Origin of the sequence: Micromonospora sp. WMMD736 (assembly GCF_049179015.1) — a bacterium.
Classification (GTDB): domain Bacteria; phylum Actinomycetota; class Actinomycetes; order Mycobacteriales; family Micromonosporaceae; genus Micromonospora.
In genome coordinates this window covers 3,588,322-3,607,282 of record NZ_JBMHMI010000001.1, presented here as the reverse complement: position 1 = coordinate 3,607,282, position 18,961 = coordinate 3,588,322, and the positions used below count along the sequence as shown (strand labels likewise).

Annotated in this window: 20 protein-coding genes; 14 read left to right on the top strand and 6 right to left on the bottom strand. The window is 73.4% G+C overall.

Annotated elements, in window-relative coordinates; translation table 11 throughout:
• Window positions 1-33: 33 nt before the first annotated feature.
• The 7 genes from ACN269_RS15890 to glmM all read left to right on the top strand — a co-directional run bounded on the left by ACN269_RS15890 (window position 34) and on the right by glmM (window position 5,483).
• A complete protein-coding gene (locus ACN269_RS15890) occupies window positions 34-744 on the top strand; it encodes a class I SAM-dependent methyltransferase (RefSeq protein WP_421473182.1) in 711 nt (236 codons plus the stop codon).
• A gap of 67 nt (window positions 745-811) precedes the next feature.
• A complete protein-coding gene (locus tag ACN269_RS15885; protein ID WP_421473181.1) occupies window positions 812-1,069 on the top strand; it encodes a DUF6364 family protein in 258 nt (85 codons plus the stop codon).
• Entirely contained in the window at window positions 1,059-1,352 is a 294-nt protein-coding gene (locus ACN269_RS15880; protein WP_396832848.1) for a hypothetical protein, read from the top strand. The genes ACN269_RS15885 and ACN269_RS15880 overlap by 11 nt, the downstream gene beginning before the upstream one ends.
• Window positions 1,353-1,483: 131 nt before the next feature.
• Window positions 1,484-2,869: an MFS transporter gene (locus ACN269_RS15875; RefSeq protein WP_421473180.1), complete on the top strand. Its 1,386-nt coding sequence runs from the start codon at window positions 1,484-1,486 to the stop codon at window positions 2,867-2,869.
• Window positions 2,870-3,078: 209 nt separating this feature from the next.
• Window positions 3,079-3,522, top strand: a complete 444-nt coding sequence (gene rplM, locus ACN269_RS15870; RefSeq protein ID WP_007465158.1) for a 50S ribosomal protein L13 — start codon at window positions 3,079-3,081, stop codon at window positions 3,520-3,522.
• 20 nt (window positions 3,523-3,542) lie between these two features.
• Entirely contained in the window at window positions 3,543-4,007 is a 465-nt protein-coding gene (gene rpsI, locus ACN269_RS15865; RefSeq protein WP_139582597.1) for a 30S ribosomal protein S9, read from the top strand.
• A gap of 117 nt (window positions 4,008-4,124) precedes the next feature.
• Complete coding sequence (gene glmM / locus ACN269_RS15860; protein WP_421473179.1) at window positions 4,125-5,483, top strand: phosphoglucosamine mutase; 1,359 nt, start codon at window positions 4,125-4,127, stop codon at window positions 5,481-5,483.
• A 42-nt stretch (window positions 5,484-5,525) separates the two neighbouring features.
• On the opposite strand, the gene ACN269_RS15855 is transcribed toward glmM, so the two are convergent.
• Together ACN269_RS15855 and ACN269_RS15850 are read right to left on the bottom strand one after the other, a co-directional pair.
• Window positions 5,526-6,716 carry a pyridoxal phosphate-dependent aminotransferase gene (locus tag ACN269_RS15855; RefSeq protein WP_421473178.1) on the bottom strand — a complete coding sequence of 397 codons (1,191 nt, stop codon included), beginning with the start codon at window positions 6,714-6,716 and terminating at the stop codon, window positions 5,526-5,528.
• A gap of 40 nt (window positions 6,717-6,756) precedes the next feature.
• A complete protein-coding gene (locus ACN269_RS15850) occupies window positions 6,757-7,794 on the bottom strand; it encodes an MmpS family transport accessory protein (protein ID WP_421473177.1) in 1,038 nt (345 codons plus the stop codon).
• Window positions 7,795-8,033: 239 nt separating this feature from the next.
• Between ACN269_RS15850 and glmS the strand changes: the two genes are divergently transcribed.
• Window positions 8,034-9,947 carry a glutamine--fructose-6-phosphate transaminase (isomerizing) gene (gene glmS / locus ACN269_RS15845; RefSeq protein ID WP_421473176.1) on the top strand — a complete coding sequence of 638 codons (1,914 nt, stop codon included), beginning with the start codon at window positions 8,034-8,036 and terminating at the stop codon, window positions 9,945-9,947.
• A 160-nt stretch (window positions 9,948-10,107) separates the two neighbouring features.
• Here the strand turns inward: glmS and ACN269_RS15840 are convergent, their stop codons facing one another.
• Both ACN269_RS15840 and ACN269_RS15835 read right to left on the bottom strand, forming a co-directional pair.
• Window positions 10,108-11,706, bottom strand: coding sequence for an alpha/beta hydrolase (locus ACN269_RS15840; RefSeq protein WP_421473175.1), 1,599 nt, complete (start codon window positions 11,704-11,706; stop codon window positions 10,108-10,110).
• Window positions 11,703-11,999 carry a hypothetical protein gene (locus ACN269_RS15835; RefSeq protein WP_421473174.1) on the bottom strand — a complete coding sequence of 99 codons (297 nt, stop codon included), beginning with the start codon at window positions 11,997-11,999 and terminating at the stop codon, window positions 11,703-11,705. The genes ACN269_RS15840 and ACN269_RS15835 overlap by 4 nt, the downstream gene beginning before the upstream one ends.
• 175 nt (window positions 12,000-12,174) lie before the next feature.
• Here ACN269_RS15835 and ACN269_RS15830 point away from each other — a divergent pair, with 175 nt between their 5' ends.
• From ACN269_RS15830 to ung, 6 genes are all read left to right on the top strand, one after another.
• A complete protein-coding gene (locus ACN269_RS15830; RefSeq protein WP_421473173.1) occupies window positions 12,175-12,543 on the top strand; it encodes a holo-ACP synthase in 369 nt (122 codons plus the stop codon).
• 55 nt (window positions 12,544-12,598) lie between these two features.
• Window positions 12,599-14,068 (top strand): NAD(P)H-hydrate dehydratase, encoded by a 1,470-nt coding sequence (locus ACN269_RS15825; RefSeq protein ID WP_421473172.1) that lies wholly within the window; start codon window positions 12,599-12,601, stop codon window positions 14,066-14,068.
• An 80-nt stretch (window positions 14,069-14,148) separates the two neighbouring features.
• Window positions 14,149-15,267: an alanine racemase gene (gene alr / locus ACN269_RS15820; RefSeq protein WP_421473171.1), complete on the top strand. Its 1,119-nt coding sequence runs from the start codon at window positions 14,149-14,151 to the stop codon at window positions 15,265-15,267.
• Window positions 15,267-16,370 carry an alpha/beta fold hydrolase gene (locus tag ACN269_RS15815; protein WP_421473170.1) on the top strand — a complete coding sequence of 368 codons (1,104 nt, stop codon included), beginning with the start codon at window positions 15,267-15,269 and terminating at the stop codon, window positions 16,368-16,370. Before alr ends, ACN269_RS15815 begins: the two co-directional genes overlap by 1 nt.
• Window positions 16,367-16,849, top strand: coding sequence for a tRNA (adenosine(37)-N6)-threonylcarbamoyltransferase complex ATPase subunit type 1 TsaE (gene tsaE / locus ACN269_RS15810; RefSeq protein WP_421473169.1), 483 nt, complete (start codon window positions 16,367-16,369; stop codon window positions 16,847-16,849). Before ACN269_RS15815 ends, tsaE begins: the two co-directional genes overlap by 4 nt.
• A gap of 66 nt (window positions 16,850-16,915) precedes the next feature.
• Window positions 16,916-17,617 carry a uracil-DNA glycosylase gene (gene ung, locus ACN269_RS15805; protein ID WP_421473168.1) on the top strand — a complete coding sequence of 234 codons (702 nt, stop codon included), beginning with the start codon at window positions 16,916-16,918 and terminating at the stop codon, window positions 17,615-17,617.
• Window positions 17,618-17,738: 121 nt separating this feature from the next.
• On the opposite strand, the gene ACN269_RS15800 is transcribed toward ung, so the two are convergent.
• Together ACN269_RS15800 and ACN269_RS15795 are read right to left on the bottom strand one after the other, a co-directional pair.
• Window positions 17,739-18,443 (bottom strand): helix-turn-helix domain-containing protein, encoded by a 705-nt coding sequence (locus ACN269_RS15800; protein ID WP_421473167.1) that lies wholly within the window; start codon window positions 18,441-18,443, stop codon window positions 17,739-17,741.
• Window positions 18,444-18,588: 145 nt separating this feature from the next.
• A complete protein-coding gene (locus ACN269_RS15795; RefSeq protein ID WP_421473166.1) occupies window positions 18,589-18,879 on the bottom strand; it encodes a hypothetical protein in 291 nt (96 codons plus the stop codon).
• Window positions 18,880-18,961 lie beyond the last annotated feature (82 nt).

The following is an 18,961-nucleotide window of genomic DNA, read 5'->3' as shown; positions in this document are numbered from 1 at the left end:
TGGGAAAATCGTCTCACTAAATGGGAGTGCGCGATGAGTGTGGTGGACGTTTTCGACGCGGTGGCCGGCACCTACGACGAGGCGCGACGGCGGCTGGTGCCCTGCTTCGACAGCTTCTACGGCACCGCCGTCGAGGTGGCCACGCCACCGCTGCGCGCCGCGCTGGCGGCTGGTCGTACCCCCGAGGTGTTGGATCTGGGCGCGGGCACCGGGCTGCTCTCGCTCCTGCTGGCCGCGGCGGTGCCCGGGGTCCGGCTGACCCTTGTGGACGCCGCGCCGGCGATGCTGGCCCGCGCCACCGACGAGCTGTCGGCGCGGTCGGTGCCGCACCGGACCGTCCGGGCGGACCTGTCCGACGAGCTGCCCCCCGGTCGGTACGACGCGGTGGTCAGCGCGCTCGCCATCCACCACCTGGACGACGACGGCAAGCGGGCGCTCTACCGGCGGGCCGCAGCCGCCCTGACGCCCGGTGGGGTGTTCGTCAACGCCGAGCAGGTCGCGGGTCCGACCCCGGCGCTGGACCGGCGCTACGACGAGGTGTGGACGGCGCGTATCACCGAGCTGGGGTCGTCGCCGCAGGAGATCGCCGCCTCCCGGGAGCGGATGCGCTACGACCGTCCGGCGACCGTCGCCGACCAGTGCCGATGGCTCGACGAGGCCGGTCTGGTCGACGTCGACTGCTACTTCAAGGAGTGGCGTTTCGCGGTGTTCGGTGGACGGGCCGCTGACGATATGCACGTTTGAACACCGGGGAGCGAGCCGGCCCACGCGTGGATGACTGGCGGTCATACCGATGGGTAGTCTCACCGGCATGACTGCCAAGGTGACGCTGTCGTTCACGGACGAGACGATCGAGGAGGCCCGACGCTTCGCCAAGCGCGAAGGGCTGTCCCTCTCGGCGTGGATGGACCAGGCCGCCCGGGAGAAGGCGCTGCGCGAGGTCTTCACCGCGCACGCCGCCGCCGTGGGGCGCGCCGGCCTCGACCTGGAGTCCGCCGCCCTCGCCGACGCCCGCGAGGTGGGCATGGTCAACGACCTCTTCTCGGGTGAACCGCCGCGTGCTGCGTAGGGGTGAGGTCTGGCGCATCGAGGGCGCCCGGGAACGCCTCGGCCTGGTGATCAGCTCGGACGTCTACAACTCCACCGACGTACCCATCGTGATCGTCGTCGAGGTGGTCGAGGAGTCGCTGCTGCGCGACTCGCCCCTGGCCGTGCCGATGGGCGCGTACGTGGTGATGCCCGACCGGATCTCCTCGCCCATGAAGAAGTGGTTCACCGAGTGCGTGGACGTCGCCGACACCGACACGATGCTCCGGGTCGGTCGCGCGCTGCGCATCCTCCAACAGCTCTGAATCGAGGGACCTCACCAACGCCCCCGGCCCGTGGTGCGGCAGGCGTTTCCGGCCCGACCCACGACAGGCACTGCCAGGTAACTCCGCCTTCCTAGCGTTTTTCCTCGTCAGATCGACGAGGAGGAGCCGCCGTGAGCACGCTCACCAGCACCGCAGTCACCGCCGACCCACCTGCCGTCCTCGGGCGTCGACGCCCGTTGGACGACTGGCGGCCCGAGGACCCCGACTTCTGGCGTACGACGGGCGCTCCGATCGCCCGCCGCAACCTCTGGGTGTCCATCTTCGCCGAGCACGTCGGCTTCTCGGTGTGGAGTCTCTGGTCGGTGACCGTGCTCTTCCTCGGCCCCGCGTACGGCATCGACCCGGCCGGAAAGTTCCTGCTCACCGCCGTGCCGGCCGCTCTGGGCGCGGTGCTGCGGCTGCCGTACACCCTGGCGGTGGCCCGCTTCGGCGGGCGACGCTGGACGATGATCAGCGCGCTCCTGCTGCTGCTCCCGACGGTGCCGATGACGATCCTGCTGGAACCCGGGGTGTCCTACTCCACCCTCATGGTGCTCGCGTGCCTCACCGGCGTCGGCGGCGGCAACTTCGCCTCCTCGATGGCGAACATCAACCTCTTCTACCCCCAGCACCTCAAGGGCCGCGCCCTCGGGCTCAACGCGGGTGGTGGCAACCTGGGCGTACCGGCCGTGCAACTGGTCGGGCTGGCGGTGCTCGCCACCGCCGGCGCCGCGTACCCCCGGCTCGTCCCCGCGGTCTACCTGCCGCTGATCGTGCTCGCCGCGCTGGCGGCGGCCCGCTGGCTGGACACCGTGCCCGGGGCGCGCAACGAGCCGGGAGCGCTGCGCGAGGCGGCCCGCGATCCGCACACCTGGTTCATGTCGCTGCTCTACATCGGCACCTTCGGCTCGTTCATCGGGTTCGGTTTCGCCTTCGGCCAGGTGCTCCAGCTCCAGTTCGCCGACCGGTTCCCCACCCCCGTCGACGCTGCCTGGCTGACCTTCCTCGGACCGCTGATCGGCTCGCTGATCCGCCCGGTGGGCGGGCACTTCGCCGACCGGCTCGGCGGGGCCCGAGTGACCTTCTGGAACTTCGTGGCGATGGCGATCGGCGCCGCGACGGTGCTGTACGCGGCGCGCGAGCGCTCGTTCGGGCTCTACCTGACCGGGTTCCTGGCGCTCTTCGTCTTCTCCGGGATCGGCAACGGCTCCACGTACAAGATGATCCCGGCGATCTTCCGGGCCCGGGCGGCGGAGGCCGTCGCCAACGGCACGCGCGACCCGGAGGCCGCCGCACGGTGGGCGCGACGCATGACCGGCGCGTTGATCGGGATCGCCGGCGCGATCGGCGCGTCCGGCGGAGTGTTGGTCAACATCGCCTTCCGCCAGTCGTTCCTCAGCTCCGGCAACGCGGACGCCGCCTACCTGGCGTTCATTGGTTGGTACGCGCTGTGCTTCGCGGTGACCTGGGTCGTCTACCGTCGTCCGGGGTCGTTCCAGCGCCTCGCTGGGGTGTGAGCCGGGTCACGGTCGCCGCGCCCTTACGCGGCGGACCACCCCCGTTTTGACCTGCCGATGGGGCGCCGGGTATCGTTGCCTGCTGTTGTACGACATCCAGAGGCGTGCCCTATCAGGTACGCTTGGTCGTTCGTGCGCGCTGGTCCGGCCTGCTAGCTCTGGTCACCTCGGCGCGCGACCCCAGACCGACGACGAGACAAGGTAGACCTGTGCGTACGTACAGCCCGAAGCCGGGTGAGATCGAGCGTCAGTGGCACGTCATCGACGCCTCTGATGTCGTGCTGGGCCGCCTGGCCACCCACGCCGCCACGTTGCTGCGTGGTAAGCACAAGCCGACTTTCGCGCCGCACGTCGACACGGGCGACTTCGTCGTCATCGTGAACGCGGGCAAGGTCGCGCTGACCGGCAACAAGCGCCAGACCAAGGTCGCTTACCGCCACTCGGGTTACCCGGGTGGTCTGAAGCAGGTTGGCTACGACGAGCTGCTGACCAAGCGCCCCGAGCGGGCCATCGAGCTGGCTGTGAAGGGGATGCTCCCGCACAACAAGCTCGGCCGTCAGCTGATCAAGAAGCTGAAGGTCTACGCCGGTGCCGAGCACCCGCACCTGGCCCAGCAGCCGGTGCCGTTCGAGATCAAGCAGATCGCGCAGTGAGCGCGGGCGAAGGAAGCAGCATGACCGACATCACCGAGACCGAGGTTGCCCCCGAGGCCACCGAGGCGCCGGCGCCCGTCGCCCGCGCGCCGCGTGGTGACCGCCCGATCCAGACCGTGGGTCGGCGCAAGGAGGCCATCGTCCGGGTCCGTATCGTTCCGGGCACCGGCAAGATCACCTGCAACGGCCGCGACCTCGAGGCCTACTTCCCGAGCAAGGTGCACCAGCAGCTCATCAAGGACCCGCTGGTCACCGCCGAGAAGCCCGAGGCGTTCGACGTCATCGCCAACCTGCGTGGCGGCGGCACCACCGGCCAGGCCGGTGCGCTGCGGCTGGCCATCGCCCGCGCGCTGATCGTCAGCGAGCCGGACGACCGCCCGGCCCTCAAGAAGGCCGGCTTCCTCACCCGGGACGCCCGGGTCAAGGAGAGCAAGAAGTACGGCCTCAAGAAGGCCCGTAAGGCTCCCCAGTACTCGAAGCGCTGATCTTTCCCAGCGCGTTGTACTTCTGACGGACGGCCGGTCCGCCTCCCCCGACCGGGGAGGTGGGCCGGCCGTTCCGCTTTCTCCTCATCGGCAGTTGCTCATCGGAGGTTGGCGGGTATGGGTCGGTTGTTCGGCACGGACGGCGTACGCGGGCGCGCGAACGCGGATCTCACGCCCGAGTTGGCGCTCGCGCTGGCCGTGGCCGCCGCGCACACACTCGCCGAGACGGACCGCAGTCACCCGCCGCTCGCCGTGGTCGGCCGGGACACCCGGGCCAGCGGCGAGATGCTGGAGGCCGCCGTCGTGGCCGGGCTGACCAGTGCCGGGGCCAACGTCGTCCGCGTCGGCGTGCTGCCCACCCCGGCCGTGGCCTTCCTCACCGCCGAGGCCAAGGCCGACCTCGGCGTGATGCTCTCCGCGTCACACAACCCCATGCCGGACAACGGCATCAAGCTCTTCGCCGCCGGTGGCCACAAGCTGCCCGACGAGATCGAGATGCGCATCGAGGCGGCCGTCGAGACGAACGCCACCACCGCCTGGGACCGGCCGATCGGTGCCGGTGTCGGCCGGGTGCACGACCTGCTCGACGGCGCGGACCACTACGTCCAGCACCTCGTCGGCACCGTCCCGCACCGGCTCGACGGGATCAAGGTCGTGGTCGACTGCGCGAACGGCGCCGCCGCCGAGGTCGCCCCCGTCGCCTACCGGGAGGCCGGGGCCGAGGTCATCGCGATCCACGCCGAGCCCGACGGGCTGAACATCAACGACGACTGCGGCTCCAACCACATCGAGGCGCTCCGCGCGGCCGTCGTCGAGCACGGCGCCCACCTCGGCATCGCCCACGACGGCGACGCCGACCGATGCCTGGCGGTCACCGCCGACGGCGACGAGGTCGACGGCGACCAGGTCATGGCGATCCTCGCGCTGGCCATGCGGGAGGCCGGGACCCTCACCCAGGACACCCTGGTGGCGACCGTGATGAGCAACCTCGGTCTGCGGTTGGCGATGTCCGCGCAGGGCATCCGGCTGGTCGAGACCAAGGTCGGCGACCGGTACGTGCTGGAGGAGTTGCGCGCGTCCGGCCTCGCGCTCGGCGGCGAGCAGAGCGGCCACATCGTCATGCCGGCCCACGCCACCACCGGCGACGGGGTGCTCACCGGTCTGCACCTGATGGCCCGGATGGCCGCCACCGGCCAGTCCCTCGCCGAGCTGGCCTCGGTGGTCACCAAGCTGCCGCAGGTGCTGATCAACGTGCCGGTCGGCGACCGGACCGTCGGGGCCAACGCGCCGGCTGTCCGCGCCGAGGTCGAGCGAGCCGAGGCGGAGCTGGGGGAGACCGGTCGGGTGCTGCTGCGCCCGTCGGGCACGGAGCCGCTGGTCCGGGTGATGGTCGAGGCCGCCACCGAGGCGATCGCCCGCGAGGTCGCCGAGCGGATCGCCGCCCTGGTGCGTACGGCCAGCCCGGCCGCCTCGTAACCGGCCGCCGCCGGGCCGCCGGGCTCGACCCGGCGTCCCGGCTCAGCGGGTCAGCGCGCGCAGCCGGGTGACCGCCTCGGCCAGCACCTCCGGACGTTTGCAGAACGCGAACCGGACCAGCCGCCGGCCGGCCTCGACGTCGTCGTAGAAGACCTGGGTGGGCACCGCCACCACGCCGCAGCGCCCCGGCAGCGACCGGCAGAACTCCATCCCGTCGGTGCCGCCGAGGGCGGTGACATCGGCGGTCACGAAGTACGTGCCCTCCGGGGTCAGCACGTCGAACCCGGCGTCGGTGAGGCCGCCGATGAGCTGGTCGCGGCGCTGCTGGAGCCCGTCGCGGAAGCCCGTGTAGTAGTCGTCGGGCAGGGCCAGCGCCACGGCGACCGCCGGTTGCAGCGGCGCGGCGTTGACATAGGTGAGGAACTGCTTCACCCGCAGCACCGCCGAGACCAGTGCCGCCGGGCCGCTCACCCAGCCGATCTTCCAGCCCGTGCAGGAGAACGTCTTGCCGGCCGACGAGATCCGCAGCGTCCGCTCCCACATCCCGGGCAGCGTGGCCAGCGGCACGTGCGCGCTGGACGCGTCCGTGAACACCAGGTGCTCGTACACCTCGTCGGTGACCGCGTACACGTCGAACTCCTGGCACAACTGGGCCACCAGCGCCAGCTCGGCCGGCGTGAACACCTTGCCGGTCGGGTTGTGCGGCGAGTTGAGCAGCACCAGCCGCGTGCGCGGCCCGAACGCCGCCCGCAGCGCCTCCGGGTCGAAGGCGTACCGGCCGTCCGCGCCCGGACGCAACGTGACCGGGCGCCGGACCGCGCCGGCCAGCGCGATCGAAGCGGCGTACGAGTCGTAGTACGGCTCGAAGCACACCACCTCGTCACCCGGTTCGCAGAGCGCGAGGATGCTGGCCGCCACCGCCTCGGTCGCGCCCGCCGTGATCACGATCTCGCCGTCCGGGTCGTACGCCAGGTCGTAGAACCGGCGCTGGTGCGCCGCGACCGCCGCGCGCAGGGCGGGGATTCCCGGACCGGGCGGGTACTGGTTCTGCCCGCCGCCCAGCGCCTCGGCGGCGGCGGCCAGCATCTCCGGCGGACCGTCCGTGTCCGGGAAGCCCTGGCCGAGGTTGACCGCCCCGGTCCGTACGGCGAGGGCGGACATCTCGGCGAAGATCGTCGTGCCGAAGGGCCGCATCCGGGCCACCAGCGGGTCGACATCGGTGCTCGTCGTCACCTGCGCCAGCCTACGGTCACGCGCCGACCCGACTCCAGCCTCACTCGGGCTCGCAGCTGGTTGCCCAGGTCCCCTGGGCCTTGTACGTCGCGGGCTTTCCGAAGCCGGTGACCGTGACGGAGCAGTCGAGCGGTCTCTCACCGTCGTCGGACCACCGGGCCTCCACCATGACCCGACTCTGGCCGTTGGTGCGGATGGTCATGCGCCAGGGCAGTTTCGCGCCGTCGGCGTGGATGAGGTCGCTCTCGGCGTCGAAGTACGCGATGTCCGCCCGGCCCACCCCGGTGACCTCGTAGACCACCGTCACCGGAGCCGGGCCCGACGTCGGACGCGTGATCGGCTTCTTGGTGGGCGCTGCGGTGGGGGTGTCCGGAACCACGGGAGGGCTCGGCTCCGCAGGCCAGCTCGGCGGCCAGGTGTCGTCGCCGAAGGGGTCGCTGTCGTACGGATCCTCGGCGACCGAGTCCGGGACCAGCTGGCCGAGCAGTGACCCGGACACGCAGAAGCACCCGCACCCGAGGACGGCGAGTACCGCGACGACCGCGGCGACGATCCCGACCACCCGGCCGGCACCGCCGCCGGGGCGGCCGGGCGGCGGATAGCCGGGATGGAGGTACGGCGGCGGGTAGCCGGGCGGTGGATAGCCCGGTGCCGGGTAACCCGGCGGGTAGCCGGCCGAGGGCTGCCCCGGCGGCGCGGGTGGTGGCCAGGCGCCCGGCGGCGCAGGTGGTGGCCAGGCGCCCGGCGGCGCAGGTGGTGACCAGGTGCCTGGTCCGGCGGGATCGGGCGTACCCGGAACGGCGGTGGGATCGGGCGGCCACGGGGTGCCGGTGCCCTCGGGTGTCCACGCGGACGTGGGCGGGGGTGCCCAGGGCGCCGGGGGTGCCCAGGGCTGGCCCGGCGTCAGCGGACCCGGCGTCGGGAAGGCGTGCGGCGCGGCCCAGCCGGGTGTCGGCTCCACGGGCGTCTGCCCAGGTGGCGGCTCCGGCGACGATTGCCCGGCCGTCGGGTCCGGCGGCGTCGGGGTGGGGTCCGGAGGTGGCGTCGGGGACGACTCGGGCGGCGGCGCGTCGGACATGGCTGCTCCGGGCGGGAGTGGGTAAGGGGTCAAGGCGCCAGCGGAGCGCACGCCGAGCCCGCCGGAAGACTGTCGTACGCGCCGGCCGTCCCGCAACCCCGTCCGCTATCGGAAACCGGCGGCCCGGCTCGTGACGCTCGTCCCATTGCGGCCCACAACCGCAGATCGCTCAAATTCGGTGCTTGTTTAGCCGTCTTTCGAGCACCCATGATGAGCGAAACTGGGTTAGGCTGCGGGCCATGTGTGGAATCGTGGGATACGCCGGCTCGCGCCCGGCGCTGAGCATCGTGCTCGACGGGCTGCGGCGGCTGGAATACCGGGGCTACGACTCGGCGGGCGTCGCGATCGTCTGCGACGGCCAGTTGCTGACCGAGAAGAAGGCCGGCAAGCTCGCCAACCTCGAGAAGGTGCTCTCCGAGCGGGCCGCCGACGACCCAACCTCCTGCGCGGCCAGCCCGATCGGCATCGGTGACGGCACCACCGGCATCGGGCACACCCGGTGGGCCACCCACGGCGGGCCGACCGACCGTAACGCCCACCCCCACCTCGCCCCCGACGGCCGCGTCGCGGTCATCCACAACGGCATCATCGAGAACTTCGCCAAGCTCCGCGCCGAGCTGGAGGCCGACGGCGTCCAGTTCAGCAGCGACACCGACACCGAGTGCGCCGCGCACCTGCTCTCCGCCGCGCTGGCCGACCTGCGCGCCGCCGGCCAGCCGGACGGCCCGCAACTGCTCGCCGCCGGCATGCGCGTCGTCTGCCAGCGACTGGAGGGCGCGTTCACGCTGCTCGCGGTCGACGCTGCGGTGCCCGGCGCGGTGGTCGGCGCCCGGCGCAACTCGCCGCTTGTCGTCGGCCGGGGCGACGGCGAGAACTACCTGGCCAGCGACGTGGCTGCGTTCATCGAGCACACCCGCGAGGCGGTGGAGCTGGGTCAGGACCAGATCGTCCTGATCACCGCCGACAGCATCGAGATCACCGACTTCGACGGTCAGCCGGCCAGCGGCAAGGACTTCCACATCGACTGGGACTCGTCGGCCGCCGAGAAGGGCGGTTACGACTGGTTCATGCTCAAGGAGATCGAGGAGCAGCCGCAGGCCATCGCCGACACCCTGCTCGGCCGGCTCACCGAGAGCGGCGAGATCGCCCTGGACGAGGTCCGCCTCAGCGACCAGGATCTGCGCGACGTCGACAAGATCTTCATCGTGGCCTGCGGTACGGCGTACCACGCCGGCCTGGTCGCCAAGTACGCCATCGAGCACTGGACCCGGATCCCGTGCGAGGTGGAGCTGGCCAGCGAGTTCCGCTACCGCGACCCGGTGCTCGACCGGTCCACGCTCATCGTGGTGATCTCGCAGTCCGGCGAGACGATGGACACCCTGATGGCCCTGCGGCATGCCAAGGAGCAGAAGGCCCGGGTGCTGGCCATCTGCAACACCAACGGCTCGACCATCCCCCGCGAGTCCGACGCCGTGCTCTACACCCACGGCGGGCCGGAGATCGCCGTCGCCTCCACCAAGGCGTTCCTCACCCAGGTCGTCGCCTGCTACCTGATCGGCCTGCACCTGGCCCAGGTTCGCGGCATCAAGTTCGCCGACGAGGTCGGCGCGGTCGTGGCCCAGCTCCAGGACATGCCGGGCAAGCTGCGCGAGCTGCTGGACCGCATCGAACCGGTCCGCGAGCTGGCCCGCGAGCTGAAGTCCGAGCCGACCGTGCTGTTCATCGGCCGGCACGTCGGCTACCCGGTGGCCCTGGAAGGCGCGCTCAAGCTCAAGGAGCTGGCGTACATGCACGCCGAGGGCTTCGCGGCCGGCGAGCTGAAGCACGGCCCCATCGCCCTGATCGACAAGGGCACCCCGGTGATCTGCGTGGTGCCCTCCCCGGTGGGGCGCGGCATGCTGCACGACAAGGTCGTCTCCAACATCCAGGAGGTACGGGCGCGTGGCGCACGGACCATCGTGATCGCGGAGGAGGGCGACGAGGCCGTCGTCCGGTACGCCGACCACCTGATCTACGTGCCGCGTACGCCCACCCTGCTCGCCCCGCTCGTCACCACGGTGCCGCTGCAGGTGTTCGCCGCCGAGATCGCCAACGCCCGGGGACACGACGTGGACCAGCCCCGCAACCTGGCCAAGTCGGTCACCGTCGAGTAGTCGACAGCCACGCCCCCGGGAGCCCCGGCCGCGCCGCACCCGCGGTGGCCGGGGCTCCGTCGTCGACGCCGCGTCGGGTGCCCCGGATCCCGTCGCCCGCAGTCCGGTCCGTCGCCGCCCAGGCGACGCTGCCGACAACGGCCCGGGCGGCCCCTTTCCGTCACCGGCCCAGTACGACGCGGGCCATCGCGTCCAGCGCCGGGTTGTCCGGCTCCCAGTAGCCGGCGTGCCCACCGCGGCCGCTGCGGAACACCCGGCCGCCGAACCCGGCGTCCGCCGGATCGTGACCGAACCACAGCTCGTGGCCGGTGTGACCCGGCCACCCCACCACCGCGGCGAGTGGAGCGGCGCCCAGCAGGGCCGGGCGGCCCAGCTCGTCCACCGGCCGGGCCAGGCGGATCACGTCGTCGGGTGCCCTGCTGGCCCACACCTGCCCGGCCGGGACGCCCAGTTCGTCGGCGTGTGCCACGCCCACCCCGGGCGAGCCGACGAACATCAGCGCGTCGGCGGCCAGCCCGTGCTCCCGGGCGGCCACCCCCACCACCAGCGACCCGTAGCTGTGCCCGAGCACCGTCTGCCGGGCCGGCGACCCCTCGTGGGTGGCACGCAGCCCTTCCTGGAAACGGTGCAGCGCCGGCCCGGCGTCCCGGGCCTGACCGGACGACGCCGCCTCGGTCAGGAAGTCCGGCGCGTCGTAATCCAGCCACAGCACCGCCGCGCTGCGCTCACCCGGCGCGAGCGCCGCGCAGCGCTCCAGCACCCGGGCGGCCCGACCCAGCTCGCCGGGAGCGTCGTCCAGCCCGGCGGTCATCCCCGGCACGTATGTCAGCACCCGATCGGCGTGGTCCGGGTCGTCGAGCGCCACCATGACCCGCCCCTCACCGGTTGGGTCCAACCCCAGCAGGTACGCCCGCGGCGCCCCGCCGGCCAGCCGCTCGGTGAGCGCGTCCAGGCCGGCCAACCGCGCCCCCTGCGCGCGCAGTCGCACCGACGCCAGCGGCCCCGGCGGAACCCGGGCCAGCAACCGCCGCCGCTCGGCCAGCAACTCCGCACGCCGCGCGCCGAGCAGCAGGCGGTTGGCCTGGTCGCGGGCCGCCACCGGCACCCCGTCCAGGGCGCCGACCAGTGCCGGTTCGTGCCCGACCAGCCAGCGCCGCTGGGCCGGGGTCAGCCCGGACCACCAGGCGCGTACCACCGGTGGCGAGGCCCCGACCGCCGGCCGGCCGGGCGGCGCCGGGGACGCCCAGCCGGTGCCGGCGGCACTGGCCAGTTCGGTCAACCGGTCGGCGGCCACCCGATCCGCCGTGTCGGCCCGCTCGATCGCCGCGCGCACCGCCGCCGCCGCGCCCGCCACGGCGATCGCGGCTGCCGACGCGGGTTGCGTCGGATCGGCCCGCACACCACCGGCCCGCACAGCGCCGGTCCGGTCCACCGTCAGGCCGGCCGCCTCGGCCCGGCTGACCGCATCGGCGAGTCGGGCCTTCGCCACGGCGAGCTGCCCGGCCAACTCGGCAAGCGTCTGTTCGGCCTCGATCAGCGCTGGCGCCACCGACGTCAGCTCGTCGCGGAGACCGGCGAGCCGGGCGTCGGCCGCCGTGGCCGCCGCACCGGACCAGCCACCGCGCAGCCGTCCCGCCGTGCCGGCCAGCTCGTCGGCGTGCCGGTCGACCGGGCCGGTCAACGCGGCCCAGGCCGACCCGGCCGCCCGCCAGCCGGCTGGATCGGCCGCCCACAGCTGCCGGTAGCCGACCCCGCTCACCGGGGTACGGTGACGAACCGGTCGGCGGCCCGGTCGTCCACCGTCTCGTACGCCTCGGCCGCCACACGGACGCCATCGGCGGTCACCGCCACGGCCGCGCCCAGCCGGCAGAACCAGGCGTGCCCGGCCGCCTCCAACCTGGCCAGCGCCGCGGCCGTCCGCCAGCCCGGCGCCGGCACCAGCAGCCCGGACACCCGCGCCAGACCCCACGCCAACTGGTACGCCTCGTCGTCGAGCGCGCCGGCCTCCGTGCGTAGCTCCCGCGGCCGGACGGCGAACGGCTCCTCGGTCATAGATCCCACCCCCGTGCTGGATCGGCATCGACGCGGTGAACGCTAGGCAGCGCCGGACCGTGTCGGAGTGCCCTGTGGACAGCGGGCTGCGGTCGTACCCCCGGGTGTCCACAGGCGTTGCCCACGGCGGGCCCGACGGCTAATCTGCCGCCTCCGCCGCCGGTAGGGTGGTCTGGTGATCGTCGCTGTCGGCCTCGACGTCGTCCTGGTGGACCGGTTCACCCGGTCCCTGGCGCGGACGCCGCTGCTCGCCGACCGGCTCTTCACCGCGCCGGAGCGGGTCACCCGTTCCGGCGGTCCCCGCTCGCCGGAGTCGTTGGCCGCCCGCTTCGCCGCGAAGGAGGCCGTCGCCAAGGCCCTCGGCGCTCCCGCCGGCCTGCGGTGGCACGACTGCGAGATCGTGCCCGACACCGATGGCCGGCCGTGGCTGAACGTCTCGGGGACCGTCGCGGCGGTGGCCGCCGAACGTGGGATCAACCACTGGCACCTGTCGCTCTCGCACGACGGTGGGATCGCCTCGGCGATGGTGGTCGCGGAACGGTGACGTCGGCCGGGTGGGCCGTGCCGGCCAGCCCGCGGAACGGATGGGACACGGTGACATGAGACCGGTGTGGCGGGTGGCCGACGTACGGGCCGCCGAGGCGGGGCTGATGGGCACGCTGCCGGAGGGCACGCTGATGCAGCGCGCCGCCGCCGGGCTGGCCCGCCGGGCCGCCCTGGTGCTCGCCGAGCGCGGCGGCGTGTACGGCGGCCGGGTGCTGCTGCTCGTGGGCTCCGGCGACAACGGCGGTGACGCGCTCTTCGCCGGTGAGCGGCTGGCCCGGCGGGGCGTCGAGGTCTCCGCCCTGCTGCTCACTCCGGGCCGGGCGCACGTCGCCGGGTTGGCCGCGCTGCGGGCCGCCGGTGGCCGGTTGGTCGACCGCCCCACCGGCCCCGTCGATCTGGTCCTCGACGGCATCGTCGGGATCGGCGGCACGGGCGGGTTGCGGGCGAACGCGGACGAGGTCGTCCAGCGGCTGGGCGATCTGTGCGGGCGCGACGGTCAGCGGGCCACCGTGCTGGCCGTGGACGTGCCGAGCGGGGTCGCGGTGGACACCGGGCACGTGCCGCTGTCCGCGTCCGGTCGGCCCACCGCCGTCCGCGCCGACGTGACCGTCGCCTTCGGCGCGCTCAAGCCCGCCCTGGTGGTCGGGCCGGCCGCTGCCCTGGCCGGGCAGGTGGAACTGGTCGACATCGGGCTGCGGCCCTGGCTGCGGGGCACCCCCGCGCTGACCGTCACCGAGTGGTCCGACCTTCAGCGATGGTGGCCGGAGCTGGGCGCGGCGTCGGAGAAGTACACCCGGGGTGTGGTGGGGGTGGCGACCGGCTCGGCGACGTACCCCGGCGCGGCGGTGCTCTCCGTCGGCGGTGCGCTCGCCGGGCCGACCGGCCTGGTCCGGTACGCCGGTGGGGCCCGCGCCGAGGTGCTGCACCAGCACCCCTCGGTGATCGCCACGCCCCGGGTGGCCGACGCCGGCCGCGTGCAGGCGTGGGTGTGCGGCTCGGGGCTGGGCACCAGCGACGACGCGGCGGCCGAGCTGCGGGCCGTCCTGGCGACGTCGGTGCCGGTGGTGCTCGACGCGGACGCCTTGACGCTGCTGGTCGACGGCTCGCTCGCCGACCGGCTGCGCGGCCGGGACGCCCCGATCGTGGTCACCCCGCACGACCGGGAGTTCACCCGGCTGTGCGGGGAGGAGCCGGGCGCCGACCGCGTCGGGTCCGCGCTGCGCCTGGCCGCCTGGATGAACGCGGTGGTGCTGCTCAAGGGGGACCGCACCGTGATCGGCACGCCGGACGGCCGGGCGTACGTGAATCCGACCGGCACCCCGGCGCTGGCCACCGGCGGCACGGGCGACGTGCTGGCCGGGCTGCTCGGCTCGCTGCTGGCGGCCGGGGTGCCGGCGGACCGGGCGGCCGCCGGGGCCGCGTACCTGCACGGGCTGGCCGGTCGGGAAGCGGCCCGGAGTGGCCCGGTGACCGCGCCCGACGTGGTGACCGCGTTGCGTCCGGTCGTCGCCCGGCTGGGCTGATCGTCCCGTACCGACCGGATCGGCGCGGTGGGCCGTGCGTCGCCGCCCACGGTGATCAGGCTGGAAAGTAGGCTGGGCGCATGTGGCAGGCCGAGGTACGCGTCGATCTTGACGCGATCCGTGAGAACGTGAGCCGGCTCCGCTCCGGCACCACCGCCGAGCTGATGGCGGTGGTGAAGGCCGACGGGTACGGCCACGGCATGCTCCCGGCCGCCCGCGCGGCGCTGGACGCCGGGGCCGACTGGCTCGGCGTCTGCACCCTCGACGAGGCGCTCACGCTGCGCCGGAACGGGATCACCGCGCCCGTGCTGGCGTGGCTGCTCGCGCCCGGGCTGCCGCTGCACGAGGGCGTCAGCGCCGGGGTCGACCTCGGCGCCGCCAGCCTGCCGCAGCTCGACGAGATGATCGAGGCGAGCCGGCGGGCCGAGCGCCCCGCCCGCCTGCACCTGAAGATCGACACCGGGTTGTCGCGGGGCGGCGCCACCGTCGCCGACTGGCCGGCCCTGCTCGACGCCGCCGCGAAGGCCCAGGCCGACGGCCTGGTCGAGGTGGTCGGGGTGTGGAGCCACTTCGTCTACGCCGACATGCCCGGCCATCCGACCACCGACCGGCAGCTCGCCGTCTTCCACGAGGGACTGGCCATGGTCGAGCGGGCCGGGCTGCGCCCCCGGTGGCGGCACCTGGCCAACTCGGCGGCCACCCTGACCCGCCCCGACACGCACTTCGACCTGGTCCGTCCCGGGCTGGCCATCTACGGGCTGTCCCCGGTGGCCGGCGAGACGTACGGGCTGCGTCCGGCGATGTCCGCCCGGGCCCGGGTGATGCTGACCAAGCGGGTGCCCGCCGGGACCGGCGTCTCCTACGGGCACACCTACACCACCGAGTCGGACGCGAACCTGGCCGTGGTGCCGCTCGGCTACGCCGACGGGGTGCCCCGGCACGCGTCCAACACCGGGCCGGTGCAGCTCGCCGGCGCACGGCGGACGATTTCCGGGCGCGTCTGCATGGACCAGTTCGTACTCGACTGCGGTGACGACCCGGTGGCCGACGGTGACGTGGCCACCCTGTTCGGCAGCGGCGCCGACGGCGAGCCAACGGCCGACGACTGGGCCGAGGCGGTCGGCACGATCAACTACGAGATCGTCACCCGCTTCGGCAGCACCCGGGTACCGCGCGTCTACGACGGCGAGCGCCCCTGATGGCGTACCGCATCCCGCGTCCGCGGACCGCGGCCGGCCGCGTGGCCGGCCTGGTCGGTGCCGCGGTCGGGGTGGCGGCGGCCGGCCTGGCGGCCGGCGTCGCGACCGAACGCACCCTGGTCCGCCGGCTCAAGGCCGATCCGACCGACCGCTACGCCGAGGAGACGTTCGGCGAGCAGCGGTACGACGAGGCGTTCCGGCTGGAGCTGCCGGACGGCACCGACATCCACGTCGAGGTGGTCGAGCCGACCCGCCCGGTGCCGGGCCACCCGACGGTGGTGTTGGTGCACGGGTTCTGCCTGGACATGGGCACCTTCCACTTCCAGCGCCAGATGCTCGCCGCGCGCGGCGACTACCGGATCGTGGCGTACGACCAGCCCGGTCACGGCCGTTCCGGCCGGCTGGAGACCGGCGAGTACGACCTGGCCGTGCTCGGCCGGACACTGCGCCGGGTGATCGACCGGGTCGCCCCGGAAGGGCCGCTGGTGCTGGTCGGGCACTCGATGGGCGGCATGACCATCATGGCGTTCGCCGAGCTGTTCCCGGAGCTGTTCGGTGACCGGGTGGTGGGCACGGTGCTGATGGCCACGTCGGGCGGTCTGGTGGCGGAGACCAAGCTGGTCGCCCCGGCGCTGCTGGGCCGGGTCGGTGGTCCGGTGCTCTACATGGTCAGCAACGCCACCCGGTACGGCGGCCCCGTGATCGACAGAGCCCGCAAGTCGACCTCGAACGTGGCCTGGTTGCTGACCCGCAAGTACGGCTTCGGCACCCGCAAGCCCAGCCCTCGGCTGGTGTCCTACGTGGAGACCATGAACTCCCGGACCTCGGCCGACACGGTGACCCGCTACCTGCGGACCCTCGCCACGCACTCGCGCTTCCCGGCGCTGGCGGCGTTGGCGAACGCGCCGGTGCTGGTGGTCGTCGGCGACAAGGACATGATCACGCCGGTGACCCACTCCGAGGAGATCGTCCGGCGGCTGCCGCACGCCGAGTTCATCAAGATCAAAGACAGTGGTCACGTGGTGATGCTGGAGCACGCCGACGAGGTCAACGCCGCGCTGGCGCGGTTCCTCGAAGCACTGGAGAACATGGAGGACCGGTGAGTTTCGTCGTCAAACTGCCGACCGTGGAGGACACTCGGGAGTTCGGCCGCCGACTGGCCGGGGTGCTGCGGGCCGGTGACCTGGTGCTGTTGACCGGCCCGCTGGGCGCCGGCAAGACCGCGCTCACCCAGGGCATCGGCACCGGGCTCAACGTCCTCGGGGACGTGACCTCGCCGACGTTCGTGATCGCCCGGGTGCACCGGCCCGATCCGGCCCGGGGCGGTCGGGTGGCCCTCGTACACGCCGACGCGTACCGGCTGGGCGCCGCCAACGACCCGCGCGCCGAGATCGACGACCTGGACCTCGACGCCTCGGTGGACGCGTCGGTGACGGTCGTGGAGTGGGGCGAGGGCCTGGTGGAGCAGTTGGTCGACGCGCACCTGCGGGTCCGTATCGACCGCCGCGACGACGACACCCGGGTCGTCGAGCTGGATCCGGTCGGTGGTGACTGGGCCCGGCGGTTGGCCGAGCTGGGTTAGGGCGCGACGCTGTCGGACCGGGTGCCTAGAGTGCGGGGGACCGACCCGCGCTGGAAGAGGTTCCCGATGTCCGACGATGCCCCCGCCCTGGATCTGCTGGCGCTGCTGCCGGAGCAGTGGCGTGCCGTGCTCACCCCGCACCTCGATCCGGCCCGCACGGCCGCGCTGGGCGAGTTCGTCGCCCGGGAGTACGCGACGCAGACCGTCTTCCCGCCGGTGGAGGATCTCTTCTCGGCGTACCGGCTCTGCCCGCCGGAGGCGACCCGGGTACTGATCCTCGGGCAGGACCCCTACCACCGGGCCGGGCAGGCGCACGGGCTGAGCTTCAGCGTCCGCGAGGGCGTGTCGGTGCCGCCGTCACTGCGCAACGTCTTCAAGGAGCTGAGCGAGGACGTGGGCGTGCCCAAGCCGCGCAGCGGCAACCTCGACGGCTGGGCGGCGCAGGGCGTGCTGCTGCTCAACGCGGTGCTGACCGTCCGTCAGGCCACCCCCGGCTCGCATGCGAACGCTGGCTGGGAGGAGTTCACCGACGCCACCATCCGGGCGCTGGACGCGCTGCCGGACCGGGTGGTCTTCCTGCTCTGGGGCGGCTACGCCCGCAAGAAGGCGGGCCTGGTCACCAACTCCCGGCACGTCGTGCTGGAGGCCGGTCACCCCAGCCCGATGAACCCGCGCGGCTTCCTGGGCAGCCGCCCGTTCAGCGCGGCCAACAAGGCCCTCGCCGACGCCGGCCGTCCCACCATCGACTGGGAGCGCACCGCCGGCTGACCTCAGCCGTGTGGCTGGCTGGCCTCGCCCGCGTCGACAGTGGGCGTCGCCGGCTGGCCTGGCCTTGGCCCTGGCCCTGGCCCTGGCCCTGGCCCTGGCCTTGGCCCTGGTCCGGGGTCGCTCAGCTTTCCGGAGCGCTGCGCCGCGCCCGGTAGCGGCGCAGCAGGTCGGCGGCCCGCGGCTCGGTCAGCTCCAACTCGACCAGCGGCACCACCCGGTAGTCGCGGCCACCGTGACGCACCTCGATCGTCTCCGGCAGCTCGTCGCACATGGTCGCCCTGATCTCGCCGTACCGGGTCGACCAGCGATGCTCGCCCGGCTCCTCCGGCTCCAACCACACCCCGCCGAACTCCTCCCAGCGGGCGTTCCACCGCTGCCCGTAGTTTGCCTCCAGCCAGGCGGTGAACCGCTTCGAGTCCTCCCAGCGCAGGGCGATCTCCACGGCGTCGACCGGCACCGGCGCGCCCTGCAACAGCGCCGCCGTGCCGCCGGTGAGCACCTGCGGTAGATCGGGGAGTCGGTCGAGCACCTCATCCAAGCCCAGCTCGTCGATGCGCTCGCCGATCGGCCGGGCGGCCAGTTCGTCGATGCGGGCGTCGAGGTGCGCGTCCAGCGGCTCGACCGCGACCACCAACTGCACGTCCATCGCCGCGAACAGCCGCTCCAGCGCCGGGATGCCCGGCGACCGCTCGCCGCGCTCGATCCGGGCCACCGCCGCCTGGCTGACCTCGGCGAGCCCGGCGAGCTGACGCTGGCTCAGCTCGCGTCGTTGACGTTGTTGCCGTAGCGCGGTGCCGAGGAGGTTGCCGAGGCGAGTCGATGACATCCCGGCATGCTGGCCCGGATCGAGGCGGTCCCGACAGCCCTGCGGCGGATTGACGACTCCGTGCGGTTGCCCACCGGGATCGGCGTGGGTTCCGGCCGCTGGCTGAAATGGCGGCGGTCACCCCGGTGAGCGCGATGCCTCTCCGTCATCTAGATGACTCACCGGCATCACGCTCACCGGGGTTGTCGCCGTCGTCGTCGCCGTCGCCGTCGTCGTCGTCGTCGTCGTCGTCGTCGCCGTCGCCGTCGTCGTCGTCGTCGTCGTCGTCGCCTCGCCGTCGTCGTCGCCTCGCCGTCGTCGTCGTCGCCTCGCCGCCTCGCTGCCTGGTCGCCTCGCCGCCTGGTCGCTTCGTCGCTGGTCGCCCGGGTGTGCCGAGGCGTGTGGCACGAGGGGTCCGGATCGCCCGTCGCCCGTCGCTCCTCGCGGTGCCGGTCAAGGGTGCTCAGCGGCGGTCCGCCGGCACGCCGTGCGGTCACGGGGCGGGGCGTGCCCGGGGGCGGCGGCGGGGCCGCTAGGCT